This is a genomic window from Halomonas llamarensis (assembly GCF_023555005.1).
Classification (GTDB): domain Bacteria; phylum Pseudomonadota; class Gammaproteobacteria; order Pseudomonadales; family Halomonadaceae; genus Vreelandella; species Vreelandella llamarensis.
Map to the genome: position 1 here is coordinate 34,960 of NZ_JAMJPJ010000010.1, position 24,441 is coordinate 59,400.

Here is a 24,441-nt window from a genome sequence, read left to right on the forward strand (position 1 = left end):
CAATGGGGTGAGCCCCACGACTCCCTACGCCGGTATTATCCGGTTCAGGTGATGAGGGTGCGTCTCAGCCCGGATTTCCGCAGAAAATCACGAGCGCCCCTGTCGTATTCGATAAGCGCTATCGTAGCGGATCTGCTAGCGAAAGGCGATCCGTGTGCCGTAGGCGAGCATTTCATTAGGCGTCAGAGCATGCCCGGGAACACCGATCATTTCATCCCCGCATTGATCGCTGAAGGTCAGAATGCCGTGTTTCAGGCCTAGTTGACCTAGCTTGTCGCGAATTTCGCCGGTGCCTAGGAAGGTGCATGTTTTACCCTGTTCGTCGCTCAATTCGGAAACCCCTTGAGGATGGTGAAAGCGCACCATGTAGATGCCATCCATTGACTCCACCTCCACAATGGGGGAAAACCCATTGTGAATCGCATGGGAAAGTTGTTTGTAGGTAATACGATCACTCAATACATAATCGCTGTTCGGCATGACACTATCCTCGCTAGGATTGCTTTTTGTATAGTATGTGAAAGTTAACTGTAGAGGTTTTGTGCTATTTTTCCAGCATCAAGCGTGCGAAAGCATCGTTTATGCCAATGGCGTAGGCTGATAAAGTCATCATTCTCGACGCATCAAAAAGGAGCGACACGATGATTTTTCAAGGGGAGCAGCATCCCGGCGTCAACGCCACGCCCGCTGAGACGCAAGGGTTTCGTCTTAATCACACGATGTTGCGGATCAAAGACCCCGAGCGTTCGTTGGCGTTTTACTCGCGCGTATTTGGTATGCAGGTGATGCGGCGGTTAGACTTCGAAGAGATGAATTTTTCGCTCTATTTTCTCGCCAAGCTGGAGGAAAGCGACAATGTACCGGAGGATACCGAGGCGCGCACGGTTTGGACGTTTAGCCAAAAAGGGTTGTTAGAGCTAACGCATAACTGGGGCACAGAGGGTCAAGACGACTTTGCCTACCATGACGGCAACGCAGAGCCGCAGGGCTTTGGTCATATTTGTTTCAGTGTCCCGAATGTTGAAGCGGCTCAGGCGTGGTTCGACGAACACGATGTCACCTTCGTCAAACGTGCTGATCAAGGCAAGATGAAAGGCGTCATTTTCGTCAAGGACCCCGACGGCTACTGGATCGAAGTGATTCAAGCTGATCGTATGGCGGCCATGGGCGATTAACAATGGCGCATTTGCTGTTTCGACTACGCCACGTCACAGAAGAAGAGGCCATGGAGGTTCGCCAGCTTTTAGAGGCTCATGGCATGGATACCTACGAAACCCAGGCAGGTTTTTTTCGGCTGGGCGTTGATGCCATTTGGCTGCGCGATTCATCCCAGCTTGATGAAGCGAAGGCGCTGTTGGCTGATTACCAAGCGCAGCGCCTAGCGTACGCCAAACGGGAGCATCAAGCCGCCATCGAGCGAGGTGAGGCACCTACCTTATGGAAACGCTTCGCCGCCCACCCGTTGCAAGTCATCTTGGTGTTTGTGGCGGTGATGGTAATTGCGCTTCTCACGCTGCTGCCGTTTATTGGCTTAGCTCGTTAAGCCGCTGTTAAATGCCCGCGCTTTAAATAGAACATGACGCCCTCTTTGCCGGCGCGAAGCTCAGGTGATGCGCCCACGGGGTAGCGACACCAACTGCCCGCCGGGTACTCGGTGTCGTTATCCCATAGCGTTCCTTCTAGCACGAAAAACTCCAGCCCCCCGCTGAGTGGCGGGTATTCGACCGACACATCCTCTTTCCAGCGCTCTAGGCTAACTCGCTCTTGACCAAAGGTGTGCAGCATTTTATAGGTAATGCCAGGGCGCCGGTCGGGTTGCCAGGGTAGTTGGTGGGCGGGGATGGCGAGCTGCAGCGTATCGTCGTGGGCAAACTGGTGCAGCTTGACGAAAATCAGCGCGCCTTCTTCGCCTATGTGCGGAGTGTGACCGGTACCAATGGGGTTGCGAAGATAGCTTCCCGCCGGGTAGGCGCCATGCTCATCGGCGAAGACACCCTCTAATACCAGGATTTCCTCGCCACCCTCGTGGGTGTGGCGGCCGAACTGGCTATGCGGTGCATAGCGCACGAGACTCGTCGCACGCGCCACCTCATCGCCAATGCGGTCTAACATCATGCGTTCAACGCCGGGGCTAGGAGAGTCCACCCAACGGTATTCATCGGGGGTAATGACGGCAAACTGAGAAAAATCCGCGTTTAAACGCATAAGGGCGGCTCTTGCTAGGGAATTGGAGGCCCATAGTTTCCCTGATCGGTGGTTCAAAATGCAATGCAGATAGCGCTTTGACACACCACCGACAAAAAAATACCGCCTAATGCGGCGGTATTGAGTTGGCGCGGCAATGTTAGTGAGAATGGCCGTGATCGTGATCGTCATGACCCGTTTCACTATGGCCGGGCACGGCTAACGCATCGTGCAGCGTTTTGGCATTGTGGCGCATCATGCCTAAGTAAGTACTGGCTTCACCTTCGCTGCTCAGTGCATCGGCATATAGCGTGCCAGCCACGCTCAATCCGGTTTCTTCCGCCAGTTGATCAAGCACCGACTGATTGGTCATGTTTTCGTGGAATAGCGCCTCGACGTTCTCTTCTTCAATGACGTCGATCAGCTCGGCCATGCTGGCCCCGCTGGGGTCGGCTTCCGTCGACAGCCCAACGGGTGACAGAAAACGCACGCCGTAGGCATTGGCAAAGTAGCCAAACGAATCGTGACCGGTAATCACGCTGGTAGAAGCAGGGATCTCTTCAATCAACGCGCGGATTTCGTCATCGGTTGCTCGGATCTCGGCTAGGTAGCGCTCGGCACTATCCTGATAAGCCTCGCGGTTATCGCCATCGGCTTCGATCAAGCCATCACGGATATTCGCGACGTAGGTCTCGGCGCGGGCCAGGTCCTGCCAGGCGTGCGGGTCATCATCGCCATGGGCGTCTTCTTCATGCCCATGGTCGTCATGCCCATGACCTTCGTGTCCATGGTCATCATGAGCGTGATTGTCATGACCGTGCTCGTGATCGCCGTGGTCATCGTGGCTTGAACGATCTAGTGGCTCAATGCCCGCGGTTGCCGTCACCAGTGCGCCGGTGTAATCGCTGGCGTCGATCAAGCGCTCCATCCAGCCTTCAAACCGCAGCCCGTTGAATACCACCAGATCCGCATCGTTCAGCGCCCGCGCGTCACCCGGGCTTGGGGTATACATGTGAGCATCACCGTCGTAGCCGACCAGCGAGGTCACCTCGACGTGCTCGCCGCCCACCTGTTCGACCATATCGGCCAGTATCGAAAAGCTGGTGACCACCTGAACGCGTTCAGATGCCATGGCGGCGGGTAACGCCAGCAGGGCTGATACGCCAACCAGCCAGCGGGAAGGGTGCAATTTCATGTCATCGCTCCTGTAGAAATACAACGGGCCACGCCCGAACGTTAAGTACTCGGCTCGACTGGAAGCGGCGCGGTTTTACGCCGCCACCGTGCCGCCAAGCTGTGATAACGGCCGAACAGGGCAGACAACAGGTAACCACTGCCGGCCAGCAAAATAATGCTGGGGCCTGAGGGAATATCAAGGTGGAACGACAGCAACAGCCCGCCGGTACTGGCAATCATCGCCAACGCCACGGCAATGCCGATCAAGCCCTCCAGGCGCTTGCTCCAGAAGCGCGCCGACGTGGCAGGCAGCATCATCAAGCCTACCGCCATTAGCGTTCCCAGGGTTTGAAACCCGGCAGTGAGGTTGAGCACCAATAGCCCCAAAAACACGCTATGCACCCAGCCGCTTCGGCGGCTCTGGCCGCGTAAAAACAGCGGGTCCAGACATTCCACCACCAGGGCGCGGAAAATCACCGCCAGGGTCAGTACAATCAGCGTGCTCATCCCGGCGATCAGCAGCAGCGCGGTGGAGTTGATCGCCAGAATCGAACCAAACAGCACATGGGTCAGGTCAACGCTGCTGCCGCCGATAGAAATCAACATCACGCCGGCGGCCAGTGAAATAATGAAAAAGCTCGCCATGGCCGCGTCTTCGCGCTGGCCGCCCATTTTGGAAACGGCCCCGGCAAGCAACGCCACCATGACACCAAACAGCACGCCGCCAATGCTCATGGCCGGCAACGAAAATCCGGCCAGCAAAAACCCCAGCGCAACCCCGGGCAAAATGGCGTGGGCCATGGCGTCGCCAATCAGGCTCATGCCGCGCAACACCAAAAACACGCCAAGTGTGGGCGCCGCCAACGAAAGCGCCAGGCCCCCCACCACCGCCCGGCGCATAAAGCCGTAATCGAAAGGCGCGATAAACCAGGCATCAAGCAGTGCCAGCATGTTGACCTCCCAGCGTGAACGGCACCACTTCTGCGGGGGCGTGCTGGTGAGTCAAGGCGCTGGGTGAGACCCATCGGCCGTGACCGCCGTTGAGCATCAGCACCTCGTCGGCCAGGCGGCGCAGGTGGTCCATATCGTGCAGCACCAGAATCAGGGTGGCCCCGTCGTCAGCCATCTGGCGCAAGATACGAATCAGGATATCCACCGTTTCGCTATCCACGTTGGCAAACGGCTCGTCGAGCAGTAACAGCTCGGCTTCCTGCATCAGCGTACGGCCGATTAAGGCGCGCTGGCGCTGGCCGCCGGAAAGCTCACCCAGCGGCCGGTGCGCCAGGTGCGAAATGCCCAGCCGCGCCATGATCTCGCGGCCCTTGCGGTAATGCGACGCGCAGTAGCCTTTGAGCGCCCCGTGGCTCGGCCAACTGCCGGTCATTACCAGCTCTTCCACGCTCATCGGGAAGGTCAGGTCCAACGCCAGCTGCTGCGGCAGCCAGGCGCGGCGCTCCTTGGGCACGGTGCATACCACCTTGCCGCTGATCGGGCGTAACTCACCCATGATGGCCTGAATCAGCGTGCTTTTGCCCGATCCGTTGGCGCCAATCAAGGCGGTAATCGCGCCAGGCTGAAAGTCGCCTTCCACATGCTCCAGCACCGTGCGGTGCCCCTGGGCCAAATGCAGGTTGTGCAGCTGCAAGCGTGATAGTGAACGCTGACTCATACTGCCCACCCGTTAGCCCACCACACCATCAACCACAGCACCAGCAAAGGCACCGAGACCGACAGCAGCCGCCGCAACGCCGACAGCGACATCAGCGAAAAATGGCAAGGCCCTTCCTTGTTGTGGCGATGCGAATGCTCACTCATTAAGCCGACCTCGTGAATAATTGAATAGGTTATAACATAACGATGGTAAAGCCAAAAAAACCGCTGCACATTTTACGCGCTCAGTGGCCTAGGGCAACGCTAAGAATGCCGCGATGCCACCAAATCAGGCAAGAGTGGATTCAGGGGTTGGCTAAGTATGACGAAGGTCAATGGTGTGGTGAGGTAAAGAATGGTTAGATGGGGGAAACGACTATTAGGAGCGCCGCATGGATGACTTTTCACCCAATGACCTAAAAACCATTCTTCATTCCAAACGCGCGAATCTCTATTACCTGCAGCATTGCCGGGTTCTGGTGAACGGTGGCCGGGTGGAGTACGTCACCGATGAGGGCAGTAAATCCCGCTACTGGAATATCCCTATTGCTAACACCACTTCAATACTGCTGGGTACCGGCACCTCGATTACTCAAGCGGCCATGCGTGAACTTGCCAAGGCAGGTGTATTAGTCGGGTTTTGCGGTGGCGGCGGCACGCCGTTGTTTGCGGCCAATGAGGTGGATGTGGATGTTGCCTGGCTAACCCCGCAAAGCGAATACCGGCCTACGGAATACCTGCAATACTGGGTACGCTTCTGGTTTGACGATATAAAACGCCTAGATGCCGCCCGCGCCTTTCAGCAAGCCCGCCTGGCCCGCATCGAAGCCCTGTGGACAAGCCGCGTAATGAAAGACGCAGGCTTTAGTATTTCTACCGATCACCTGCATAGCGCACTGAACCACCACCGCGAAGCGATTAAAAAAGCCCCGAGTACGGTAGATCTACTCACCCTGGAAGCACGGTTAACCAAGACGCTGTTCAAGCTGGCGGTGAACGCGGTCGAGTACGGTGACTTCACCCGCGCCAAGCGCGGCGCGGGCACCGACCCCGCCAACCGCTTTCTCGATCACGGCAACTACCTTGCCTACGGCTTGGCGGCGACCGCTACCTGGGTGCTGGGCATTCCCCACGGGCTTGCGGTACTCCACGGCAAAACTCGCCGGGGCGGCTTGGTCTTTGACGTGGCCGATTTAGTCAAAGACGCGGTGATTCTGCCCCAAGCGTTTATTTCCGCCATGCGCGGCGATGAAGAGCAGGAGTTTCGCCAAGCCTGCATCGAGCGCTTAACCCGCACCGAATCCCTCGACTTCATGATTGATACGCTCAAAGAAGTCGCCCAAGAGCTGGGGCATGCACAGGGGAAAGAGCTGGGGAGTGGCGAATCATGAACGTGCTGTTGATTTCCCAGTGCAACAAAAACGCCCTGAAAGAAACGCGCCGAATACTTGATCAATTTGCCGAGCGCCGCGGCGACCGCACCTGGCAAACGCCGATTACCCAAGCCGGGCTAGATACCTTGCGCAAACTGCTGCGCAAAACCGCCCGCAAAAACACCGCCGTCGCCTGCCACTGGATTCGAGGCCACGACCACAGCGAGCTGCTGTGGGGGGTGGGGGATGCGGCTCAGTTCAATCTCAATGGCGCGGTGCCCACCAATACCACTGCCCGCGATATTCTGCGCCGCCAGGATGAAAACGACTGGCACAACGGCGAAGATATCCTTCTGCTCACTGCCTTGGCTGCGTTACTGCATGATTTGGGCAAAGCCTGCGACGCCTTTCAGCAGCGGCTTAAAGGCAAGTTGGAAGGGCGCAACTTATATCGCCATGAGTGGATATCGCTTCGCCTGTTCCAAGCGTTTGTGGGGAGTGATGACGACGCCACCTGGCTGGCGCGACTGGCCGAAGGCGACTATCAAGAGCAGGACTGGCTGGAGGGTTTAGAGCGTGACGGATTAGATAGCCCCACATCGGCGGTGTTTAGTTGTTTGCCGCCGCTGGCTGCTGCGCTGGGTTGGCTGGTGCTTAGCCACCACCGCCTGCCGTTAAAACCGCCGGACAAAGAGAGTGACGGCCCAAGGCGCTGGGGGCGCGGGAGCACTCGCCTGCAAGCAGAGCAGCTTCCCCAGTTATTCGCCGCCATCAACGCTGAATGGAATGAGATTCCCGAAACCCAAGACCCTAAGCGTATCGCCCCGTACTGGCAATTCAGCGGTGGTTTGCCGTTGAGCACCTCCCGCTGGCGTGAACGTGCTACTAAGCTCGCCACTAGGCTACAGACACGGCTAAAAGCGAATTGTCACTGGCTGGAAAGCCACTACGTCATGCACTTGGCGCGGCTAAGCTTAATGCTCGCTGACCACCACTACTCAAGCCTTGAAGACCCCCAGCATCGCGTGCATGGCGAACCCAACTATCCGCTGGTTGCCAACACCGTGCGCAAAACCGGCAAGCCCAATCAGCCGTTGGATGAACATATTCTGGGCGTGGAAAAACACGCCGCTGCGATAGCGCGCGCACTGCCTAGCGTCGACAGCCATCTGCCGCGTTTAGCGCGCCATAAAGGCTTTCGTAAACGCAGCAGCCACCCGCGATTTCGCTGGCAGGATAAAGCTTTTGATCTGGCTCAATCACTTAGAGAACGCAGCCAACGACAAGGCTTTTTTGGCATCAATATGGCTTCCACCGGCTGCGGCAAAACGCTGGCGAATGGGCGCATTATGTACGCGCTGGCTGATCCTCAGCAGGGCGCACGCTTTAGCATTGCGCTCGGGCTACGCACGTTAACGCTGCAGACCGGCCAAGCCCTTCGCGAGCGTTTGCACCTGGGGGAGGATGAGCTCGCTGTGCGCGTAGGCGGTAGCGCCAATAAAACGCTGTTTGAACACTACGAGCAAGAGGCCGAAGCCAGCGGCTCGGCGTCTCAGCAGGCGCTGATCGAAGAAGACGCCCACGTGGTGTTTGACGGCAACTTCGATAACCACCCGGTGCTGCGCCGCCTGAATAATGAACCGGGCACCCGCGCCCTGATCGCCGCGCCCATATTGGTATGCACCGTTGACCACCTGGTGCCCGCTACGGAGAGCACGCGAGGCGGGCGGCAGATCGTACCCATGCTGCGGCTAATGAGCAGCGACCTAGTGCTCGATGAAATCGACGATTTCGATATCAACGACCTGCCCGCGCTGGCTCGATTAGTGAATTGGGCGGGGCTCTTGGGATCGCGGGTGCTGCTGTCATCCGCCACCTTGCCGCCTGCGTTAGTCGAAGGGTTGTATGAAGCCTACCGAAGCGGCCGCGAAGCCTTTCAGCGCCACCGTGGCGAACCGGGCTTGGCGGTGGATATCTGCTGCGCCTGGTTCGATGAACACGACCGTCAGCATGAAAACTGCGCTAACAGCGAGACCTTCAAAGCGGCGCATCAGGCCTTTGCCAAGCGCCGGTTAGAGCGCCTAGCCACTAGCCCGGTGCGCCGCCGTGGCGATATTTTAGCGTTGCCAGCGTTGGGTAAACGGCCAGAAGAGATTAGGCCCGCGATTGCAGAACTGCTACGCAAGCACGCGCTGGCGCTGCACCAGCAGCATCACTCCGTTGACCCCCACACCCGCAAACGCGTCAGCTTTGGCCTTGTGCGTATGGCCAATATCGACCCCTTGGTGGATGTCGCCAGGGCGCTGTTTCAGCAGGGCGCGCCAGAAGGTGCGCGCATACATCTATGCGTTTACCACTCCCGCCACCCGTTGGTGATGCGCTCGGAGATTGAGCGCCGGTTAGATAAAACGCTGCAACGGGCCGAGCCAGAGCGCGTGTTTCAGCAGCCCGATATCCGCCGCTTGCTGGATAGCAGCGAAGAAAACGACCACCTGTTTATCGTGCTGGGCTCGCCGGTCACCGAAGTCGGCCGCGACCACGATTACGACTGGGCGATCGTAGAGCCTTCTTCCATGCGTTCAATCATTCAGCTAGCGGGCCGGGTGCGCCGTCACCGCGAGCAGGCGTGTGAAGTGCCCAATATTTTGCTGTTAGAGACGAATCTAAAAGACCTTGAGCGGCCGGACGAACCTGCTTTTTATAAACCAGGCTTTGAAACGAAGATGGTTTGGAAGCTTAAGAGCCATTCGCTTAGCACGCTGTTAACGCCGGATGAGTACCAGGTAATCGACGCCCGCCCCCGCGTGCTGGCGCGGGAAGTGCTGCACGCTACAGAAAGCCTCGTCGATCTGGAGCATGAGCGGCTACACCAACTGATGATCGAACAGCCCGCTGAACCGTTAACCAAAAAAGACATAAGATTAAAAAAGCAGCCCAAACCACCGCCGTTAGGGGCCTATAGCTGGTACGCCGTACCACAGGTGCACTTAACCGGTGTATTGATTCAGCGCCAACCGTTTCGAGAGCAGCTCGAACCTGAAATAACCCTAGCGCTGCTGCCCGATGAAGGCGGCGAAACCTGGACGCTACACCGCGTAGACGATGGTGCAAGGCGGGGTGAAAAGCTCTATGTGCCGGTAGAAGAGAGCCTGCTGGTGCGGGTAGACCTGGCAAAAGAGCAGGGCGAGCGGATTCAAGCCTGGGGCGCCAGCGACTACTTGACAGCACTGGCTGACTTGGCCGAAGACCTGGATATCTCCTTGGATCGCGCCGCCCGAACCTTCGGCACGGTAACGGCCTCGGCTAGAAACCAGCGCTGGGGGTATCACCCGGTGTTGGGGTTTTGGCGGAGCAAATGACGTCAAACATGCTCGTTAATATCGGCGAGCACTTCACGTACAAGCGCTTGTATGCCAGCAAGCGCATCAGCGCTGTCATTCGCAAGCCAGGAAAGACTGGGGAAATCAGAACATAAGCCTACAAATTGTTGGTCTTCTTCAGACCAAAGAATACTAAAGATGTGGTCACTGTGATTTATCATCATTTCTATGCCAGCAGAGTTTGATAACCAAAGGGAAAACGTATGGCAGATAATAGCAGAGCAGCAGAAATTCGCTCTGGGATCGAAGCCTTCTTAAAAGAGCGCTTCGATACCAAGGCGGAAAAGCTAGCTCCCGATGACCCGAAATACCAAGCACTAGTCGAGCAGTTTCAGTTAGGTACCTGGATCAACGATGCCGCCCGCCGCGTTAGCCAGCTACAAGTGGTTACCCACTCCCTCAAGCCTATCCACCCCGATGCCAAAGGCTCCAACCTTTACGCCCCGCCTGAATCGCTAAACAACCATCATCTTGTCGGTAGTCATGTACTACCCACTGATTTTGCGGGCGATGTGGTGGGCAACGCCGCAGCCTTGGATGTGTATAAGTTCTTGAAGCTGCACTTCGAGGAAAAATCGCTGCTTGAGCGTGCGCTAGAAAATGATAGCGAGTTTGCCAAAGCGTTAAGCGATAACCCCGAACAAGCCCAGGCGTGGATCAATGCCTTCGCGGCGATTACCGAACCGCGCGGCGACCACTCCTCCCATACCCGAGGCAAACAGCTCTACTGGCTGGTGGGTGATGAGGCCTTGGAAAATGGAGACTTCCATCTGCTAGCCCCGCTCTATGCGACCTCGCTGGCCCACCGCGTTTTTCAAACTATTAACCATGATCGCTTTAGCGAAGAGGCTAAAGAAGCACGAAAAGCTAAGCGGGAAGGTAAACACGCCGAGCAACTCGTGCACAGCTACCCCAACCTAGCCGTACAGAAAATGGGAGGCACTAAGCCACAAAATATCTCGCAACTGAATAGCGAGCGGGGCGGCAACAACTATTTGCTAGCCTCAATGCCACCTAGTTGGAATGTGCGAGATGTCCGCCCGCCGATGAAGGTGGATTCAGTATTTAAAACGTTTGGTGTTTTCTATTACACCGGCGGCGTAAAAGGATTGGTTAAAGACCTAAAGCATTTCCTTGAGACCAACCCCTCCACCGATATGCACACCCGCGATTTACGCGATGACTTCACCGCCATGCTGATGGACGAGCTGGCGCTGTTTGCCATGCAAATGCATAGCCTGCCAGCGGGTTGGAGCGACGATGAAAAATGCGAACTGGTCGCCGAAGAAGCCTTCTGGCTAGACCCTGGCCGAGCCGAGGAAGATGCCGCTTTTCGTGAAGCGCGAAACAGCGTGGAATGGACAGACGAGATTCGCCACCGCTTTGCTAACTGGCTTAATGCCGCGTTAGGCGAAAAGCTCCCATTTGGCGATGTGGAGTTTCGTCACTGGCAGAAAACGCTGGAGAAAGATACGACTCATCAAAGCATGTTGGATCGTGACCGCCGCTGGATGGAGAGCCTAATGGAAGACTTAGCCAACCTGCCAGGAGGTGATGACGATGAGTGAAGTGAAAAACCTCCTGATTCTGCCGCGCCTGCGGGTGCAAAACGCCAATGCAATTTCCAGCCCAATGACCTGGGGCTTTCCTGCCATGAGCGCTTTTGTGGGTTTGATGCACGCCCTTGAGCGCAAGCTCTATGCAGCAGGTATCAACGTTTCGCTCGGTAACGTCGGCGTTATTTGCCACGACTTTGACGCCCAAGCCACTGAAGGTGGCTACATTCGGGGCTTTCATTTGACCCGTAATCCAGTGGATAAAACCGGCGGCACGGCAGCGATTGTAGAAGAAGGGCGCATCCATCTGGATATCACGCTGATCTTCACGATTGATTCAGCCGCGTCAGAAAGTGAGCACGAGTACATCGCCGAAAAAATCGGCGAGATCGTTTCAGGAATGCGTGTTGCCGGTGGCAGCGTGATCCCTAATCGCAGCGTGCCAAGCCACAAACAACGCCCGCAATGGGTCGCGCTTGATGACAATGAAGAAAAGCGGCAAAAACAGTTTGCGAAGCTTAAGCGCCGCTGGTTGCCGGGCTTTGCGCTCACCCTGCGCGATGACTACCTCACCGAACACCACCAAACGCTGCAACAGCAAAACCCAGAGGCCAGTTTGCTGGATGCGTGGCTGGACCTTTCACGGCTCAACCACTATTGCGTCCTTGAAAATGAAGGCCAGTCCAACGAAAAGCCCGTTTGGCAGGTGCAGCGCCCCTATCGCGGCTGGCTGGTGCCTATCCCCGTGGGTTACGGCGCTATTTCTGACCTTTTCCCGCCCGGAGAAGTGGCCAATGCCCGTGATGCCCAAACCCAGTTTCGCTTTGTTGAAAGCGTCTACTCCATTGGCGAATGGGTCAGCCCGCACCGCATGAAGCAACCTGAAGACCTGCTTTGGTACGTTGATAACGACGAAGAAGCGGGGCTCTATCGACTCAACAACGATTACCACCTTCGCGCCTCAGCACAGTAAACAAGGAGCTTAATCATGGCTAAAAACGACACCCTTAAAACCGCGTCCGTCCTCGCCTTTGAGCGCAAGCTCGACCCCTCCGATGCCCTGCTTTATGCCAGCAGCTGGGAAAAGCGCCAAGATAATCAGCAGTGGCAGCCGGTAGAAGTGCGCGAAAAATCGGTGCGCGGCACCATCTCCAATCGCCTGAAAGCCAAAGACCAAGACCCCGCTAAGCTAGACGCGCAGATTGAAAACCCTAACCTGCAAACTGTCGATGTCGCCACGCTGCCCCATCATGCAGACACTTTAGTTACTCGTTTTACGCTGCGCGTATTGGCCGGTGCTGGAACGCCCTCAGCCTGTAATAATGCGGAGTACCAAGCCAAGTTGGAACAAGCAGTCGCCGAATATAAGCAAGCCCAAGGCTTCGGCGAGCTGGCCCATCGCTATGCCAATAACCTCGCGAACGGTCGCTTTCTATGGCGTAACCGCATGGGCGCCGAGCAAGTCGAGGTCAGTGTTCGTCAATTGGCCCAGGGCAAAACCACCAAAGAGTGGACGTTTGATGCACTGTCGCTTTCGTTGCGGGCTTTCGAGGACACCGCCGAGCTTAAAGAGCTCGCCGAAGTTATCGCCTCTGCGTTGGCGGGTGAACAGCACTTACTGCTAGAAGTAGTGGCCTATGTGCGCGTGGGCAGTGGCCAGGAAGTGTTCCCGTCTCAAGAGCTGATTCTTGAACGGGGCCGGGGCGACAAGAGCAAAACGCTTTATCACGTGAGCCAGATTGCCGGTATTCACTCGCAGAAACTGGGTAACGCCATTCGTACCATCGACACCTGGTACCCCAATGAGAACGATGAAGACCTTGGGCCTATTGCCGTAGAACCCTATGGCTCGGTGACTACCCAAGGCAAAGCGTACCGCCAGCCCAAGCAGAAAGCTGATTTCTATTCACTCCTGGATAACTGGATGATCAAAGACCAAGTGCCTTCTAAAGAGGATCAGCACTTTGTGATGGCAACGCTGATTCGCGGTGGCGTGTTCGGCGAAGCGGGGTAAGCCATGGATCACTATATCGACATTCGTTTAAGGCCCGACCCTGACTTTGCCCCGGCAATGTTAATGGGCGCGCTTTATAACAAGCTGCACCGGGCGCTGTTTGATTTACAGGCTGCGGACGTAGGCGTCAGCTTCCCTGGCCATAAGCACGGTGTTCGCGCTCGAACGCTGGGCGATCACCTTCGCCTGCACGGCACTCAGGCACGCTTGCAGCAGCTAAGGAGCGCGGAATGGCTAACCGGTATGCGCGATCACACCCAGGTGAGCGAGGTGCTTGCGGTACCTGCGGGTGCTCAACATATCAACGTGGCGCGTAAGCAGTTCAATACGGGCAGCCCAAGTCGTGCCAAGCGCTACGCCAAGCGGCATGACATTTCGGAAGAGGAAGCGCAGCAGATTTACGCCAAGTTGGCCGAACGGCGTATTGAGCTCCCTTTTGTGCAGATCAATAGCCGCTCCACCCAGCAGCGCTTTAGCCTGTTTATTGAACATGGAAAACCAGCCGCGTCTACCACGGAGGGCACGTTCAGCCATTACGGGCTAAGCCCCAACGCCACGGTGCCCTGGTTTTGACCCTTTTTTCTAGCATGAAAATAGGCCACTAATAATCAACCACTTAGCGGTATTGCTCAAAAAAGGGTGATACCGCTTTTTTCGGCTAAAGCTCTTTAACAATCAACACGTTAATTTTGATATGCTCTAGTTCGCTGCCGCCCAGGCAGCTCAGAAAACCCCTTGATTGATGGTGTCCCAGGTGTACGGGTTCGCTGCCGCCCAGGCAGCTCAGAAAAGAACGCCGCCAACGGGCTGCTAACGCTGAACGTTCGCTGCCGCCCAGGCAGCTCAGAAAATTCAAATGAGCGTGGAGCCGCCTCAAGGCTTGTTCGCTGCCGCCCAGGCAGCTCAGAAAGGCCATCGCATCGGTCAATGTCACCAAAAGGCGTTCGCTGCCGCCCAGGCAGCTCAGAAAACAGTGCGGACACTCTTTCGACGTCCAGCGGTGTTCGCTGCCGCCCAGGCAGCTCAGAAACTACCCATTTCTGTCTCACTTGCGTCCAACAGGTTCGCTGCCGCCCAGGCAGCTCAGAAATGATGGTGGGCGCCACCCATGCCCGCGATCACGTTCGCTGCCGCCCAGGCAGCTCAGAAATTGCAGCGGCCAATGGCTTCATAGTTGATTGGGTTCGCTGCCGCCCAGGCAGCTCAGAAAATGAAGGGTGGCGGGTAGAAAAAGGGGATAACGTTCGCTGCCGCCCAGGCAGCTCAGAAAATGTCTCAATGGCCTCCTTGGCTGCTCCCCAAGTTCGCTGCCGCCCAGGCAGCTCAGAAACAGAGCATTGCACTGTTGCGGCTCGGCGGGTTGTTCGCTGCCGCCCAGGCAGCTCAGAAAATGCCCATGGCGTTACCGTTGAAGCTAGCCACGTTCGCTGCCGCCCAGGCAGCTCAGAAAGTGAGCTAATGATAGCGGTGAACGACTTTAACGTTCGCTGCCGCCCAGGCAGCTCAGAAACGCCAGATCCTCGCCGAGCTGGTACCCGCACTGTTCGCTGCCGCCCAGGCAGCTCAGAAAGTTCGTGGGCTATTGCAAAACGTCAAGCCCGCGTTCGCTGCCGCCCAGGCAGCTCAGAAAGACAACCGCGCGGGGCTGATTGCCGCGATGATGTTCGCTGCCGCCCAGGCAGCTCAGAAAATTGAATCATTTCGTGCTGACACCGTTTTCCGGTTCGCTGCCGCCCAGGCAGCTCAGAAACAACAGCCCACGCAACCAAGCGGCTTTGTGCCGTTCGCTGCCGCCCAGGCAGCTCAGAAAGCCTGGGATACGCCGCTATCCATACCGAGCCCGTTCGCTGCCGCCCAGGCAGCTCAGAAAGTTAGCGTCGAGCGCATCGAGCAAGCTTTCGAGTTCGCTGCCGCCCAGGCAGCTCAGAAATACGGCAATGCGTTTGGCGAACAGGCCAAAGGGTTCGCTGCCGCCCAGGCAGCTCAGAAAATGAAGGGTGGCGGGTAGAAAAAGGGGATAACGTTCGCTGCCGCCCAGGCAGCTCAGAAACTCGGGTCGCTTAAATCCATGTATTCTGCTGAGTTCGCTGCCGCCCAGGCAGCTCAGAAAAGATCGTTCCCCTTGGCGTCCGCGAAGCCGCCGTTCGCTGCCGCCCAGGCAGCTCAGAAAAGTCTTCATACTGAGCGTCTGTCACACCGTTGGTTCGCTGCCGCCCAGGCAGCTCAGAAATACAAAAACCGCCCAGGCGGGCCGGATTGCCGTTCGCTGCCGCCCAGGCAGCTCAGAAACTGAGAGTGCTGGCAACAGGGCGGCGCGGCGCGTTCGCTGCCGCCCAGGCAGCTCAGAAAAATTGGGCGTATCAGGTGCGCGACGTTGCCGCGTTCGCTGCCGCCCAGGCAGCTCAGAAAATTCAAGCCGAGTGCGAAAAAACAAGGGGATGGTTCGCTGCCGCCCAGGCAGCTCAGAAAAGATTAAACAGCCCCCCTCAGACAGCGCCAACGTTCGCTGCCGCCCAGGCAGCTCAGAAATGATAGCGCAACTCGCCATTGGCGTCGATATAAGTTCGCTGCCGCCCAGGCAGCTCAGAAACTTGTCACCGCACAACGTCACATCGTTGAGCCGTTCGCTGCCGCCCAGGCAGCTCAGAAACGAAACTTTTCCACCGATAAATTTAACCTCAAGTTCGCTGCCGCCCAGGCAGCTCAGAAAGTAACGGTGCGTAGCAGGGTTAAGCTATTGAAGTTCGCTGCCGCCCAGGCAGCTCAGAAATCAGATAATACGCACTCAACTTGTGTCACTCCGTTCGCTGCCGCCCAGGCAGCTCAGAAAGACAACGCAAAAGAGCAAATCTACAACCGCCTGTTCGCTGCCGCCCAGGCAGCTCAGAAATAGAGCCAGTAGGCGAATGGATGGATACAAGAGTTCGCTGCCGCCCAGGCAGCTCAGAAACGGTCAAGCTGTGGACAATCGAGCGCATCAAAGTTCGCTGCCGCCCAGGCAGCTCAGAAATATCAAGACGCTTGCGCCGGTGCGCGCAATCAGTTCGCTGCCGCCCAGGCAGCTCAGAAAACTTGGGCGAGGCCAGCATCGCGGGCTTGCTCGTTCGCTGCCGCCCAGGCAGCTCAGAAAAATGCGCAAGGTAGTGCCAGCCAATCGAAAGTGTTCGCTGCCGCCCAGGCAGCTCAGAAACATTATATTAGGCCCGAGCACGACATGCCCCAGTTCGCTGCCGCCCAGGCAGCTCAGAAAGTCAGCATCCTGGCCGAAGAAATCGCCGAAGGGTTCGCTGCCGCCCAGGCAGCTCAGAAATTCGGTGACGTGGGGGGTGGTGGCTATAACTTGTTCGCTGCCGCCCAGGCAGCTCAGAAAAAGAGGGCTACAAGCGAAGGGGCGCGCAAAAGGTTCGCTGCCGCCCAGGCAGCTCAGAAATTAGCGGATGGCCTGCTACGCTGCGGGCCTTGGTTCGCTGCCGCCCAGGCAGCTCAGAAACAGCGCGTCGCGGCGCTTCATCCGATGGTGGCGTTCGCTGCCGCCCAGGCAGCTCAGAAAATAATACGCTATCAACTTGTGTCACTCCGGCGGTTCGCTGCCGCCCAGGCAGCTCAGAAAAGCGCGATAGCCGCTTCAAGATCAGCGGTTTCGTTCGCTGCCGCCCAGGCAGCTCAGAAAAAGTCAACACTGCCAGCCGCGTGAATAACCTCGTTCGCTGCCGCCCAGGCAGCTCAGAAAAGGCGGCGTTAAACAGCGAACAGCAAGCGCAAGTTCGCTGCCGCCCAGGCAGCTCAGAAACGCAGGATTTGAGTTAATAGACAATACAAACGGTTCGCTGCCGCCCAGGCAGCTCAGAAACAATCACAAGGCTGGATTGTCAGTGACACGGCGTTCGCTGCCGCCCAGGCAGCTCAGAAATGTTGGCGCGGTCATTGAGTGCAGCCAAAAAACTTCGGGATCGCACCTTCAGCGTGTAAGTATTATATATTTCAAATGCTTATAGATTTATGCACTTTGCACTTCTTGCATGGTTTTCACCCAGTAGCGCATCCGCCACATCGGGAAACAATTCCGAGTCGATTTTCATGCAGAGGATTGCTCGATACCCAATCGATATTTGCCGTAAGCAATCTGCCGATTAAATGGGCCTTTCACCTTGACCATCACTCTCGCCGGAATTTGTGTACGGCCCGCCTGATAAGCCTTTTCTGCACTGGCTGGCTCCCACTGCACCCCAAGGCGATTCAATGCCTCTTTGGCAGCCTGGTCAAAGCCACCGGGCGCCGCAATCATTGGTTTGCCCGTAATACGGTTTTGGCGCGCTTTGGCATATAGCCCCTTACCAATACGAACTAATCGCCCCTGCGCTTCTAATTGCCGAAGCACACGGCCAACTTGGTCATAACCACCCAGTGCAGCGAAATCATCACGTAGAAAAACCATTCGCCGACTTTTGCGAATTTTGTCACGAATGCGTGACTCAAGCGTTTGAGTGGTCATGTAACACCTCCAGCAGCTTGATTACGACAGAACTTTACTCTATACCTTCAGACTTTAAAAAACAAAAAACACGACATCAAAAAAAATATAGATATTGTTTTTAACTATAAAAATCAAATAATTATTGCTTAAATAAAAAAATAACAGTGCCGCACACTTTCTGCAGAATACTTCTTACTTGTGAGCCGAAAAGCAAGCACGGTGCTGCGCTTAATGTTTGAATTCAGGGATAAAGGAGCCCGCGAAAATCCGCATGGCGTTGAGCCACAAAGGTAAGAGCGGCGGCATCTTCCTCCCAATTAAACTCCCGATCCCCGCACCCGCGGGGCTGAACCGATCACGCTAGCAGTTGCCGTGCCCGCCAAGGCGCGATCCCATGAAATGCTGCGCCCGTTAACGTTTCGCCTAACCCTCGCCGTCCTCGTTATCTTCGGGTGAGGGTTCGAAGGCGCGTTTGTCATCAGGTAGGCGGACGTAGTCGCTCAGCGTGAGCTTGCCGAGCTGCTTTAGCCGTTGTTCGTTGGCGTCGATAATAGCCACAACCTTGCCAATGCTGACCGCGTCATCCTCGCGATAGGCGTCGACTTCTACGCGGATGACGTGCTGTTGGTAGCGCGCGGAGAGGATGTCCCCTGGGCCTGTTTGGGCATGCGGGGCGTTATCGTGTGAAAAGACGGCCGTGACGCTTTGCTCACCGGGGGGCGTCCCGTTCAATGTGTTGATGCATCGTGTGTCTCCTTGCTTACATGCGGGACCCTAAAGGGTAGTGCGGCGGCTTAACGCCTTCCAGCGCGTTGGGCAAGCATTGAGCCGATGGAGGAAATCGCTGATTGCGTCGCCATCGAGCTCAGGATCAAACCCGCCGAGCTTCTCTAGCCAGCTCCGGTGAATAACGATGTAGGGCGGGTGCGCCTGGGCAGAGGCTAAAAAGCGATGCAGTAACTGCGTAGGAAGCGCAGGCAGCGGTAGCCCAACGAGCATGGCATCGATAACGTAAGCGTCTAGCTTTGCGGTTAAGCCCGCCCATGCATCAGGCGCTAACGGCGTTGCCTGCAGCGCGATAATCACCCATTCGGTTTTTAACTTCGCAATGGCGAGGTTAAAGCGTGCCCCCAGCAAAAGCGTCGGCGTTACCAAAAACTGGGCGTGGTAATGATGTTGGAGGCGCTTTGAGCGCGGGTCTGGTTGTAACGTGGTAATCACGATGGGGGCGTTGGCTATTTCATTGTGGGGCGAGCGTATATTCGCCAAGTGGCGTGGTAGCTGGGCACCGGTCACTAGTGCATCGAGGATAAAGCAAGCAGGCCCCATTAGCCGGTCCTCTTAAAGGCATTCCGCCTCTATGTATGTTTTCAGCCATGATCGCTTTCATGGCGAAAAATGAATCCATCACTTTATTTGTAATAAAGTGTAGTGCTTGGTTCGCTTTTGTATCAATCGTTTTTTCGTAGGAAATTACGCAGCGTTAGCATTAGTTGCGCTTATTTGGTGCAGGTGTCTTAGTTGATGCTTTATTTTGGTGCAATTTAAGTTTATGCGCGCCGGTTGATGTGGATTTATCACCACGCTGCAACATAAGAGCGCATGGAGTTGTGGCATTAAAGCAAACAAAAACAGATGGTTGCGTTTTAATTTTCTTTTGTGGTGCAAGGTTGGCATATTCCCTGCATTGTTATTAACAGCGGCTAATGACGTAGGCAGGCGCTGCCTTGACGTGCTAAAACAGTAGCCGATTTAACTTTTGCGCCACGTCATTGCCGCGGCAATTCGGGCGCGCAGAAACGCAAATTACGTTCACACCGGAGGACACCATGTCAGCCAAGACGCTCGCATTGATCGAAGAACACGACATTAAATGGATCGACTTACGCTTTACCGATACCCGCGGTAAAGAGCAGCACGTCACTATTCCGGCGCGCGATGTCGATGAAGAGTTTTTTGAAAACGGCCAGATGTTTGATGGTTCTTCCATCAACGGTTGGAAGGGTATCAACGAGTCTGACATGATCCTGCGCCCGGAAGACGGCAGCGCTTATCTCGACCCTTTCACCGAAGACGCCACGCTGGTGCTTCGCTGCGATATCATCGAGCCGGCCACCATGCAGGGCTACGATCGCGATCCGCGCTCCATTGCTAAGCGCGCAGAAGCGTATCTGCAGTCGACAGGCTTGGGCGATACCGCTTTCTTCGGCCCGGAGCCTGAGTTCTTCATCTTTGACGAGGTGCACTGGAAGTCGGATATCGAAGGCTCCATGTACAAAATTTCCTCGGAAGAGGGCGCTTGGTCGACCGACCGTCAGGTCGAGGGCGGCAACTTGGGTCACCGCCCGCGCGTGAAAGGCGGCTACTTCCCGGTACCGCCGGTCGATAGCTTCCACGATATGCGTGGCGCGATGTGTAACACCCTGGAAGCGATTGGTCAGCCCGTTGAGGTTCACCACCACGAAGTGGCGAACGCCGGGCAGAACGAAATCGGCGTCAAGTTCAACACGCTGGTGAAAAAGGCCGACGAAGTTCAGGAAATGAAGTATGTGATCCACAACGTGGCGCATGCTTACGGCAAAACCGCGACCTTCATGCCGAAGCCGATTGTGGGTGATAACGGTTCGGGCATGCACGTTCACCAGTCGTTCTGGAAAGATGGCCAAAACCAGTTCGCTGGTGATGAGTACGCCGGTCTGTCTGAGATGGCGCTTTATTACATCGGCGGCATCATCAAGCATGCGCGCGCGTTGAACGCGTTCACTAACGCCTCGACCAACTCTTACAAGCGCCTGGTACCGGGCTTTGAAGCGCCGGTTATGCTTGCTTATAGTGCGCGTAACCGTTCGGCGTCGATTCGTATCCCGTATACCGCCAGCCCGAAGGGCAAGCGTGTAGAGCTGCGCTTCCCTGATCCGACCGCTAACCCGTACCTGTGCTTTTCGGCGATGCTGATGGCGGGTATCGACGGCATCAAGAACAAGATCCACCCGGGCGATGCGATGGATAAAAACCTCTACGACCTACCGCCGGAAGAGGGCAAATCCGTACCGACCGTGGCCCACAGCCTGGATCAGGCGCTTGAAGCGCTCGACGCTGACCGCGCCTTCTTGACCGAAGGCGGCGTGTTCTCCGACGAAATGATCGATGCCTACATCGAGCTTAAGATGGAAGACGTGGACCGCCTGCGCATGGCCACGCACCCGCTTGAGTTCGATATGTACTACAGCTGCTAAGTGCGAGTTGTTAAGTACTCGCTGCTAAGCACGGCTGTTAAAATTTCTCACCCACGGTGAGATGATCAGAAACCCCGCTTTGGCGGGGTTTCTGCATTTCACGCGCCTGCTTAAGGGAAAACGCCATGCAACACACACGAGCGATAAAAACGGTGGTCCTTCTGTCTGGCGTGCTACTGGCAGCTCCGCTGTTGGCGCAGGCTGTCTACCGCGTGGTGGATGAGCAAGGGCGAGTGACCTTTACCGATAACCCTGCTAGCGGCGGGGACGAGGTGGAGGTGGCGCCGCTGCCGAACGTGTCCTCCTCGCGCACGGCAGCGCCAAAAGCATCGGCCGAGACGCCCAAGCGTAGCGCCCCTGGACGGCCGTTTATGCCCTACGACCGCTTTATGATCGAAAAACCCCGTGATAACGCACGCTTGTCCCGCTCGACCACTGCGGTTGAGCTTTTGGTGAGCCCGCGGCTGCGTGATGATCACCAGGTGCGCCTGCGCGTTAACGGTGAGATAAGCCAGTCGGCGCTGCACAGCGAGGCGTTCTGGTTGGCAAATTTACCGGCGGGCACTCATCGGTTGCAGGCAGAGCTACTCGATAGCCAAGGGCGCGTGCGCCACCAAACGCCGCCGGTACATCTCACGATTGAACCCTGATGCACACTATTGGTGCATTGTGAGCCGGTTGGCGAGAGGGCGATGCGCTGTTAGCACGCAGAGACATCGACGTCGTGCGCGCCAAGCGTGCAGCCTGGGCGCGCTTTTTCATTCCTATCGCGATAGCTGGCGTACTTCTTGCAGTTATTTTGTCGATGCGTTGATGACGCACTTTCTTTCGAAGGACCAGGACACTTCATGTATAAGCGTTTACTCGAACATCTCACCACGGCAGTGCTGTTATTGGATGGCAAGCTCACCGTGCGTTGGATGAACCCGGCGGCGGAAGCGCTTTTGGCCGTGAGCATGAGTCGCGTGAAAGGCGCAAGCCTCGATGCGCTGCTGGGCAGCGGCGCGAGTGGTGGTGCAGGCGTCGGTGACAGCATTGATAGCGTGCTCGCCAAAGCCCGTGATGCGTTCCACCCCTATACCAAGCGTGAGGCGCGTATTGTGCCGTTTAATGGTGAGCCGCTAACGGTGGATTACACCGTAACCCCGCTCTCCGCCGATGAGCTACTGTTAGAGGTGGAACCGCGCGACCGGCTGATGCAGATTTCCCGCGAGGAAGCGCTCACGACGCGCCAAGAGACCATCAAAGTGCTCGCCCGCGGGCTCGCGCATGAAGTGAAAAACCCGCTGGGTGGGATTCGCGGCGCCGCACAGCTTCTGGAGCGCGACCTGGATGAGCCCGCCCTTAAGGAGTTTACTCGCATCATCGTCGAAGAGGTCGACCGGCTCAAAGACCTGGTTGACTCGATGCTGGGCCCCAACCACATCGTCAGGCACGAGCCGCTGAATATCCATAAAGTGCTGGAGCGGGTTCGTTCGTTGCTTATCGCCGAGCACCCGCAGGTGGAGATTATCCGCGACTACGACCCGAGCTTGCCGGATCTTTACGGCGATGAAGCGCAGATGATTCAGGCGGTGTTGAACGTGGCGCGTAACGCCGTACAGGCGATGACGGATGCCGACACGCACGCACCGGCGTTAATGCTGCGCACTCGCGCAAAGCGCCAGTTCACCCTGGGGGCAGAGCGCCACCGGCTGGTGAGCGAGGTCAGTATTATCGATAACGGCCCGGGTATTCCTGAATCGCTCCAGGAGACGCTGTTTTATCCCATGGTCTCTGGGCGCGCTGAGGGCAGCGGGCTAGGGCTTTCGATTGCGCAGTCGATTTTGCATCAGCACCAGGGCTTGATCGAGTGCGAATCGTACCCCGGCCACACCGAATTTCGTTTATTGATCCCCTTGTTTGTCGATGCATCGGAGACGCGCGATGACTGAGTCAAGCCGTAACGACGTTGCCCGCGTGGTGATTGTCGATGATGACCGTGCCATTCGCTGGGTGTTAGAGCGCGCCCTGGCGCAACCGGATTTGGATGTCGAGTGCATCGAGCGCGCTGACACCTCGCTGGAACGTTTGATTGATGACCCGCCCGATGTGCTGGTGACCGATATCCGCATGCCGGGGATCGACGGGTTGGATTTGATGGCACGTCTCCGTGAGGCGCACCCGGATCTGCCGGTCATCGTAATGACCGCGCACTCGGATCTGGATAGCGCCGTGGCCTCCTATCAAGGCGGTGCCTTTGAGTACCTGCCTAAACCGTTCGATGTGGATGAAGCGCTGGCGCTGGTGCGCCGGGCGGTGGCGCACGCGCGTGAACGCCAGCGGCCCATCACTGCCCCGGAAGGGATCAATGCTGAAATCATCGGTGAAGCCCCAGCGATGCAGGAGGTGTTTCGCGCCATCGGGCGGTTGTCGCATTCGCATATTACGGTGCTGATCAACGGCGAATCGGGCACGGGCAAAGAGCGCGTGGCGCAAGCGCTGCACCAGCACAGCCCGCGCGCAGGCAAGGCGTTTATCGCGCTTAATATGGCGGCCATCCCACGGGACTTGATCGAATCCGAGCTGTTTGGCCATGAGAAGGGCGCCTTTACCGGCGCGAACGCGCAGCGTCAGGGACGCTTTGAGCAGTCTAACGGTGGCACACTGTTTCTGGACGAGATCGGCGATATGCCCGCCGAAGCGCAAACACGCTTGCTACGGGTGCTGGCCGATGGCGAGTTTTATCGCGTGGGGGGACATACGCCGGTCAAGGTGGATGTGCGCATTATTGCCGCGACGCACCAAAACCTAGAGTCGCTGGTGGAAGACGGAGGCTTTCGTGAAGACCTGTTTCACCGCTTGAACGTGATTCGCATTCACCTGCCGCGGCTTTCCGAGCGGCGCGAGGATATTTCACGGTTGTCCCGCCACTTTCTTGCAGAAGCGGCCAAGGAACTCTCCACCGAGACGAAAGTGCTCACGCCTGAGGCCGAAGCGCACTTAACGCGGTTGCCGTGGCCGGGCAACGTGCGGCAGCTGGAAAATATCTGCCGCTGGCTAACGGTCATGGCCTCGGGGCGTGAAATTCTGGTGGAAGATCTGCCCCCCGAGCTTCTCGCCGTGAGCCCCGCCGAGGGCTCGGCATTCGCCGATTGGCGCAGCGCCTTTCGCGAATGGGCTGATCATGCCTTGGCGGAAGGCCACACCCACTTACTCGAAGAGGCAGTACCGGATTTTGAACGTATTCTGATCGAGACGGCGCTTAAGCACACCGGTGGACGCAAAGGCGAAGCGGCGGAGCTTCTGGGGTGGGGGCGCAATACGCTGACCCGCAAACTGAAAACGCTGCTGCCGGCGCTGGCCGACGATGCCTAGTTTTTTGCCGTCAGCACGCCAACATGACGTATATCATGACC

Annotated in this window: 21 protein-coding genes, 1 CRISPR repeat array and 1 riboswitch; of the genes, 12 read left to right on the forward strand and 9 right to left on the reverse strand. The window is 56.9% G+C overall.

The annotated features are described in order from the left end of the window. Positions 1 to 4: 4 nt before the first annotated feature. A riboswitch (TPP riboswitch) is annotated at positions 5 to 111 on the reverse strand. A 24-nt stretch (positions 112 to 135) separates the two neighbouring features. Next, complete coding sequence (locus M8006_RS08205; RefSeq protein ID WP_250081049.1) at positions 136 to 480, reverse strand: hypothetical protein; 345 nt, start codon at positions 478 to 480, stop codon at positions 136 to 138. Positions 481 to 641: 161 nt separating this feature from the next. Here M8006_RS08205 and gloA point away from each other — a divergent pair, with 161 nt between their 5' ends. Together gloA and M8006_RS08215 are read left to right on the forward strand one after the other, a co-directional pair. Continuing rightward, positions 642 to 1,175, forward strand: coding sequence for a lactoylglutathione lyase (gene gloA, locus M8006_RS08210; RefSeq protein WP_250081051.1), 534 nt, complete (start codon positions 642 to 644; stop codon positions 1,173 to 1,175). 2 nt (positions 1,176 to 1,177) lie between these two features. Beyond that, a complete protein-coding gene (locus M8006_RS08215; RefSeq protein ID WP_250081053.1) occupies positions 1,178 to 1,543 on the forward strand; it encodes a DUF6164 family protein in 366 nt (121 codons plus the stop codon). Here M8006_RS08215 and M8006_RS08220 read toward each other — a convergent pair. From M8006_RS08220 to M8006_RS08240, 5 genes are all read right to left on the reverse strand, one after another. Next, positions 1,540 to 2,205: a cupin domain-containing protein gene (locus M8006_RS08220; RefSeq protein WP_250081055.1), complete on the reverse strand. Its 666-nt coding sequence runs from the start codon at positions 2,203 to 2,205 to the stop codon at positions 1,540 to 1,542. The genes M8006_RS08215 and M8006_RS08220 overlap by 4 nt on opposite strands. 139 nt (positions 2,206 to 2,344) lie before the next feature. After that, complete coding sequence (locus M8006_RS08225; protein WP_250081056.1) at positions 2,345 to 3,379, reverse strand: metal ABC transporter solute-binding protein, Zn/Mn family; 1,035 nt, start codon at positions 3,377 to 3,379, stop codon at positions 2,345 to 2,347. Between the two features lie 41 nt (positions 3,380 to 3,420). Then, positions 3,421 to 4,311: a metal ABC transporter permease gene (locus M8006_RS08230; protein WP_250081058.1), complete on the reverse strand. Its 891-nt coding sequence runs from the start codon at positions 4,309 to 4,311 to the stop codon at positions 3,421 to 3,423. Continuing rightward, a complete protein-coding gene (locus M8006_RS08235; protein WP_250081063.1) occupies positions 4,295 to 5,029 on the reverse strand; it encodes a metal ABC transporter ATP-binding protein in 735 nt (244 codons plus the stop codon). The genes M8006_RS08230 and M8006_RS08235 overlap by 17 nt, the downstream gene beginning before the upstream one ends. Next, complete coding sequence (locus tag M8006_RS08240) at positions 5,026 to 5,175, reverse strand: hypothetical protein (RefSeq protein ID WP_250081064.1); 150 nt, start codon at positions 5,173 to 5,175, stop codon at positions 5,026 to 5,028. Before M8006_RS08240 ends, M8006_RS08235 begins: the two co-directional genes overlap by 4 nt. Before the next feature lie 227 nt (positions 5,176 to 5,402). Between M8006_RS08240 and cas1f the strand changes: the two genes are divergently transcribed. The 6 genes from cas1f (at position 5,403) to cas6f (ending at position 13,906) form a co-directional block, all read left to right on the forward strand. Continuing rightward, a complete protein-coding gene (cas1f, locus tag M8006_RS08245; RefSeq protein ID WP_250081066.1) occupies positions 5,403 to 6,401 on the forward strand; it encodes a type I-F CRISPR-associated endonuclease Cas1f in 999 nt (332 codons plus the stop codon). Continuing rightward, a complete protein-coding gene (gene cas3f, locus M8006_RS08250; RefSeq protein WP_250081067.1) occupies positions 6,398 to 9,742 on the forward strand; it encodes a type I-F CRISPR-associated helicase Cas3f in 3,345 nt (1,114 codons plus the stop codon). The genes cas1f and cas3f overlap by 4 nt, the downstream gene beginning before the upstream one ends. A gap of 224 nt (positions 9,743 to 9,966) precedes the next feature. Beyond that, a complete protein-coding gene (gene csy1, locus M8006_RS08255; protein WP_250081070.1) occupies positions 9,967 to 11,331 on the forward strand; it encodes a type I-F CRISPR-associated protein Csy1 in 1,365 nt (454 codons plus the stop codon). Next, positions 11,324 to 12,292, forward strand: coding sequence for a type I-F CRISPR-associated protein Csy2 (csy2, locus tag M8006_RS08260; RefSeq protein ID WP_250081072.1), 969 nt, complete (start codon positions 11,324 to 11,326; stop codon positions 12,290 to 12,292). The genes csy1 and csy2 overlap by 8 nt, the downstream gene beginning before the upstream one ends. Positions 12,293 to 12,307: 15 nt before the next feature. Next, positions 12,308 to 13,333, forward strand: a complete 1,026-nt coding sequence (gene csy3 / locus M8006_RS08265) for a type I-F CRISPR-associated protein Csy3 (protein ID WP_250081074.1) — start codon at positions 12,308 to 12,310, stop codon at positions 13,331 to 13,333. Positions 13,334 to 13,336: 3 nt separating this feature from the next. Continuing rightward, positions 13,337 to 13,906, forward strand: coding sequence for a type I-F CRISPR-associated endoribonuclease Cas6/Csy4 (gene cas6f, locus M8006_RS08270; protein WP_250081076.1), 570 nt, complete (start codon positions 13,337 to 13,339; stop codon positions 13,904 to 13,906). A gap of 129 nt (positions 13,907 to 14,035) precedes the next feature. Next, positions 14,036 to 17,243: a CRISPR direct-repeat array (repeat unit 28 nt; unit sequence GTTCGCTGCCGCCCAGGCAGCTCAGAAA). 165 nt (positions 17,244 to 17,408) lie between these two features. Here cas6f and M8006_RS08275 read toward each other — a convergent pair. From M8006_RS08275 to M8006_RS08285, 3 genes are all read right to left on the reverse strand, one after another. After that, the gene (locus tag M8006_RS08275) at positions 17,409 to 17,825 is read right to left on the reverse strand and encodes a DUF6088 family protein (protein ID WP_250081079.1); all 417 of its coding nucleotides are present in this window, start codon (positions 17,823 to 17,825) and stop codon (positions 17,409 to 17,411) included. A 405-nt stretch (positions 17,826 to 18,230) separates the two neighbouring features. Continuing rightward, on the reverse strand, positions 18,231 to 18,539 hold the full coding sequence (locus tag M8006_RS08280; RefSeq protein ID WP_347709752.1) for a hypothetical protein: 309 nt from the start codon (positions 18,537 to 18,539) through the stop codon (positions 18,231 to 18,233). 42 nt (positions 18,540 to 18,581) lie between these two features. Beyond that, positions 18,582 to 19,136: a hypothetical protein gene (locus M8006_RS08285; protein ID WP_250081081.1), complete on the reverse strand. Its 555-nt coding sequence runs from the start codon at positions 19,134 to 19,136 to the stop codon at positions 18,582 to 18,584. A 500-nt stretch (positions 19,137 to 19,636) separates the two neighbouring features. Here M8006_RS08285 and glnA point away from each other — a divergent pair, with 500 nt between their 5' ends. The 4 genes from glnA (at position 19,637) to glnG (ending at position 24,400) form a co-directional block, all read left to right on the forward strand. Beyond that, a complete protein-coding gene (gene glnA, locus M8006_RS08290) occupies positions 19,637 to 21,043 on the forward strand; it encodes a glutamate--ammonia ligase (RefSeq protein ID WP_250081082.1) in 1,407 nt (468 codons plus the stop codon). A gap of 125 nt (positions 21,044 to 21,168) precedes the next feature. Beyond that, positions 21,169 to 21,693, forward strand: coding sequence for a DUF4124 domain-containing protein (locus M8006_RS08295; protein WP_250081084.1), 525 nt, complete (start codon positions 21,169 to 21,171; stop codon positions 21,691 to 21,693). A gap of 198 nt (positions 21,694 to 21,891) precedes the next feature. Next, complete coding sequence (gene glnL / locus M8006_RS08300; protein ID WP_250081086.1) at positions 21,892 to 22,977, forward strand: nitrogen regulation protein NR(II); 1,086 nt, start codon at positions 21,892 to 21,894, stop codon at positions 22,975 to 22,977. Continuing rightward, positions 22,970 to 24,400 carry a nitrogen regulation protein NR(I) gene (gene glnG, locus M8006_RS08305; protein ID WP_250081088.1) on the forward strand — a complete coding sequence of 477 codons (1,431 nt, stop codon included), beginning with the start codon at positions 22,970 to 22,972 and terminating at the stop codon, positions 24,398 to 24,400. The genes glnL and glnG overlap by 8 nt, the downstream gene beginning before the upstream one ends. Positions 24,401 to 24,441: the final 41 nt, after the last annotated feature.

Coding starts and splice junctions, on each gene's coding strand:
- M8006_RS08205 (WP_250081049.1), bottom strand. CDS start 480: ATGCCGAACAGCGATTATGTATTGAGTGATCGTATTACCTACAAACAA.
- gloA (WP_250081051.1), top strand. CDS start 642: ATGATTTTTCAAGGGGAGCAGCATCCCGGCGTCAACGCCACGCCCGCT.
- M8006_RS08215 (WP_250081053.1), top strand. CDS start 1,178: ATGGCGCATTTGCTGTTTCGACTACGCCACGTCACAGAAGAAGAGGCC.
- M8006_RS08220 (WP_250081055.1), bottom strand. CDS start 2,205: ATGCGTTTAAACGCGGATTTTTCTCAGTTTGCCGTCATTACCCCCGAT.
- M8006_RS08225 (WP_250081056.1), bottom strand. CDS start 3,379: ATGAAATTGCACCCTTCCCGCTGGCTGGTTGGCGTATCAGCCCTGCTG.
- M8006_RS08230 (WP_250081058.1), bottom strand. CDS start 4,311: ATGCTGGCACTGCTTGATGCCTGGTTTATCGCGCCTTTCGATTACGGC.
- M8006_RS08235 (WP_250081063.1), bottom strand. CDS start 5,029: ATGAGTCAGCGTTCACTATCACGCTTGCAGCTGCACAACCTGCATTTG.
- M8006_RS08240 (WP_250081064.1), bottom strand. CDS start 5,175: ATGAGTGAGCATTCGCATCGCCACAACAAGGAAGGGCCTTGCCATTTT.
- cas1f (WP_250081066.1), top strand. CDS start 5,403: ATGGATGACTTTTCACCCAATGACCTAAAAACCATTCTTCATTCCAAA.
- cas3f (WP_250081067.1), top strand. CDS start 6,398: ATGAACGTGCTGTTGATTTCCCAGTGCAACAAAAACGCCCTGAAAGAA.
- csy1 (WP_250081070.1), top strand. CDS start 9,967: ATGGCAGATAATAGCAGAGCAGCAGAAATTCGCTCTGGGATCGAAGCC.
- csy2 (WP_250081072.1), top strand. CDS start 11,324: ATGAGTGAAGTGAAAAACCTCCTGATTCTGCCGCGCCTGCGGGTGCAA.
- csy3 (WP_250081074.1), top strand. CDS start 12,308: ATGGCTAAAAACGACACCCTTAAAACCGCGTCCGTCCTCGCCTTTGAG.
- cas6f (WP_250081076.1), top strand. CDS start 13,337: ATGGATCACTATATCGACATTCGTTTAAGGCCCGACCCTGACTTTGCC.
- M8006_RS08275 (WP_250081079.1), bottom strand. CDS start 17,825: ATGACCACTCAAACGCTTGAGTCACGCATTCGTGACAAAATTCGCAAA.
- M8006_RS08285 (WP_250081081.1), bottom strand. CDS start 19,136: ATGGGGCCTGCTTGCTTTATCCTCGATGCACTAGTGACCGGTGCCCAG.
- glnA (WP_250081082.1), top strand. CDS start 19,637: ATGTCAGCCAAGACGCTCGCATTGATCGAAGAACACGACATTAAATGG.
- M8006_RS08295 (WP_250081084.1), top strand. CDS start 21,169: ATGCAACACACACGAGCGATAAAAACGGTGGTCCTTCTGTCTGGCGTG.
- glnL (WP_250081086.1), top strand. CDS start 21,892: ATGTATAAGCGTTTACTCGAACATCTCACCACGGCAGTGCTGTTATTG.
- glnG (WP_250081088.1), top strand. CDS start 22,970: ATGACTGAGTCAAGCCGTAACGACGTTGCCCGCGTGGTGATTGTCGAT.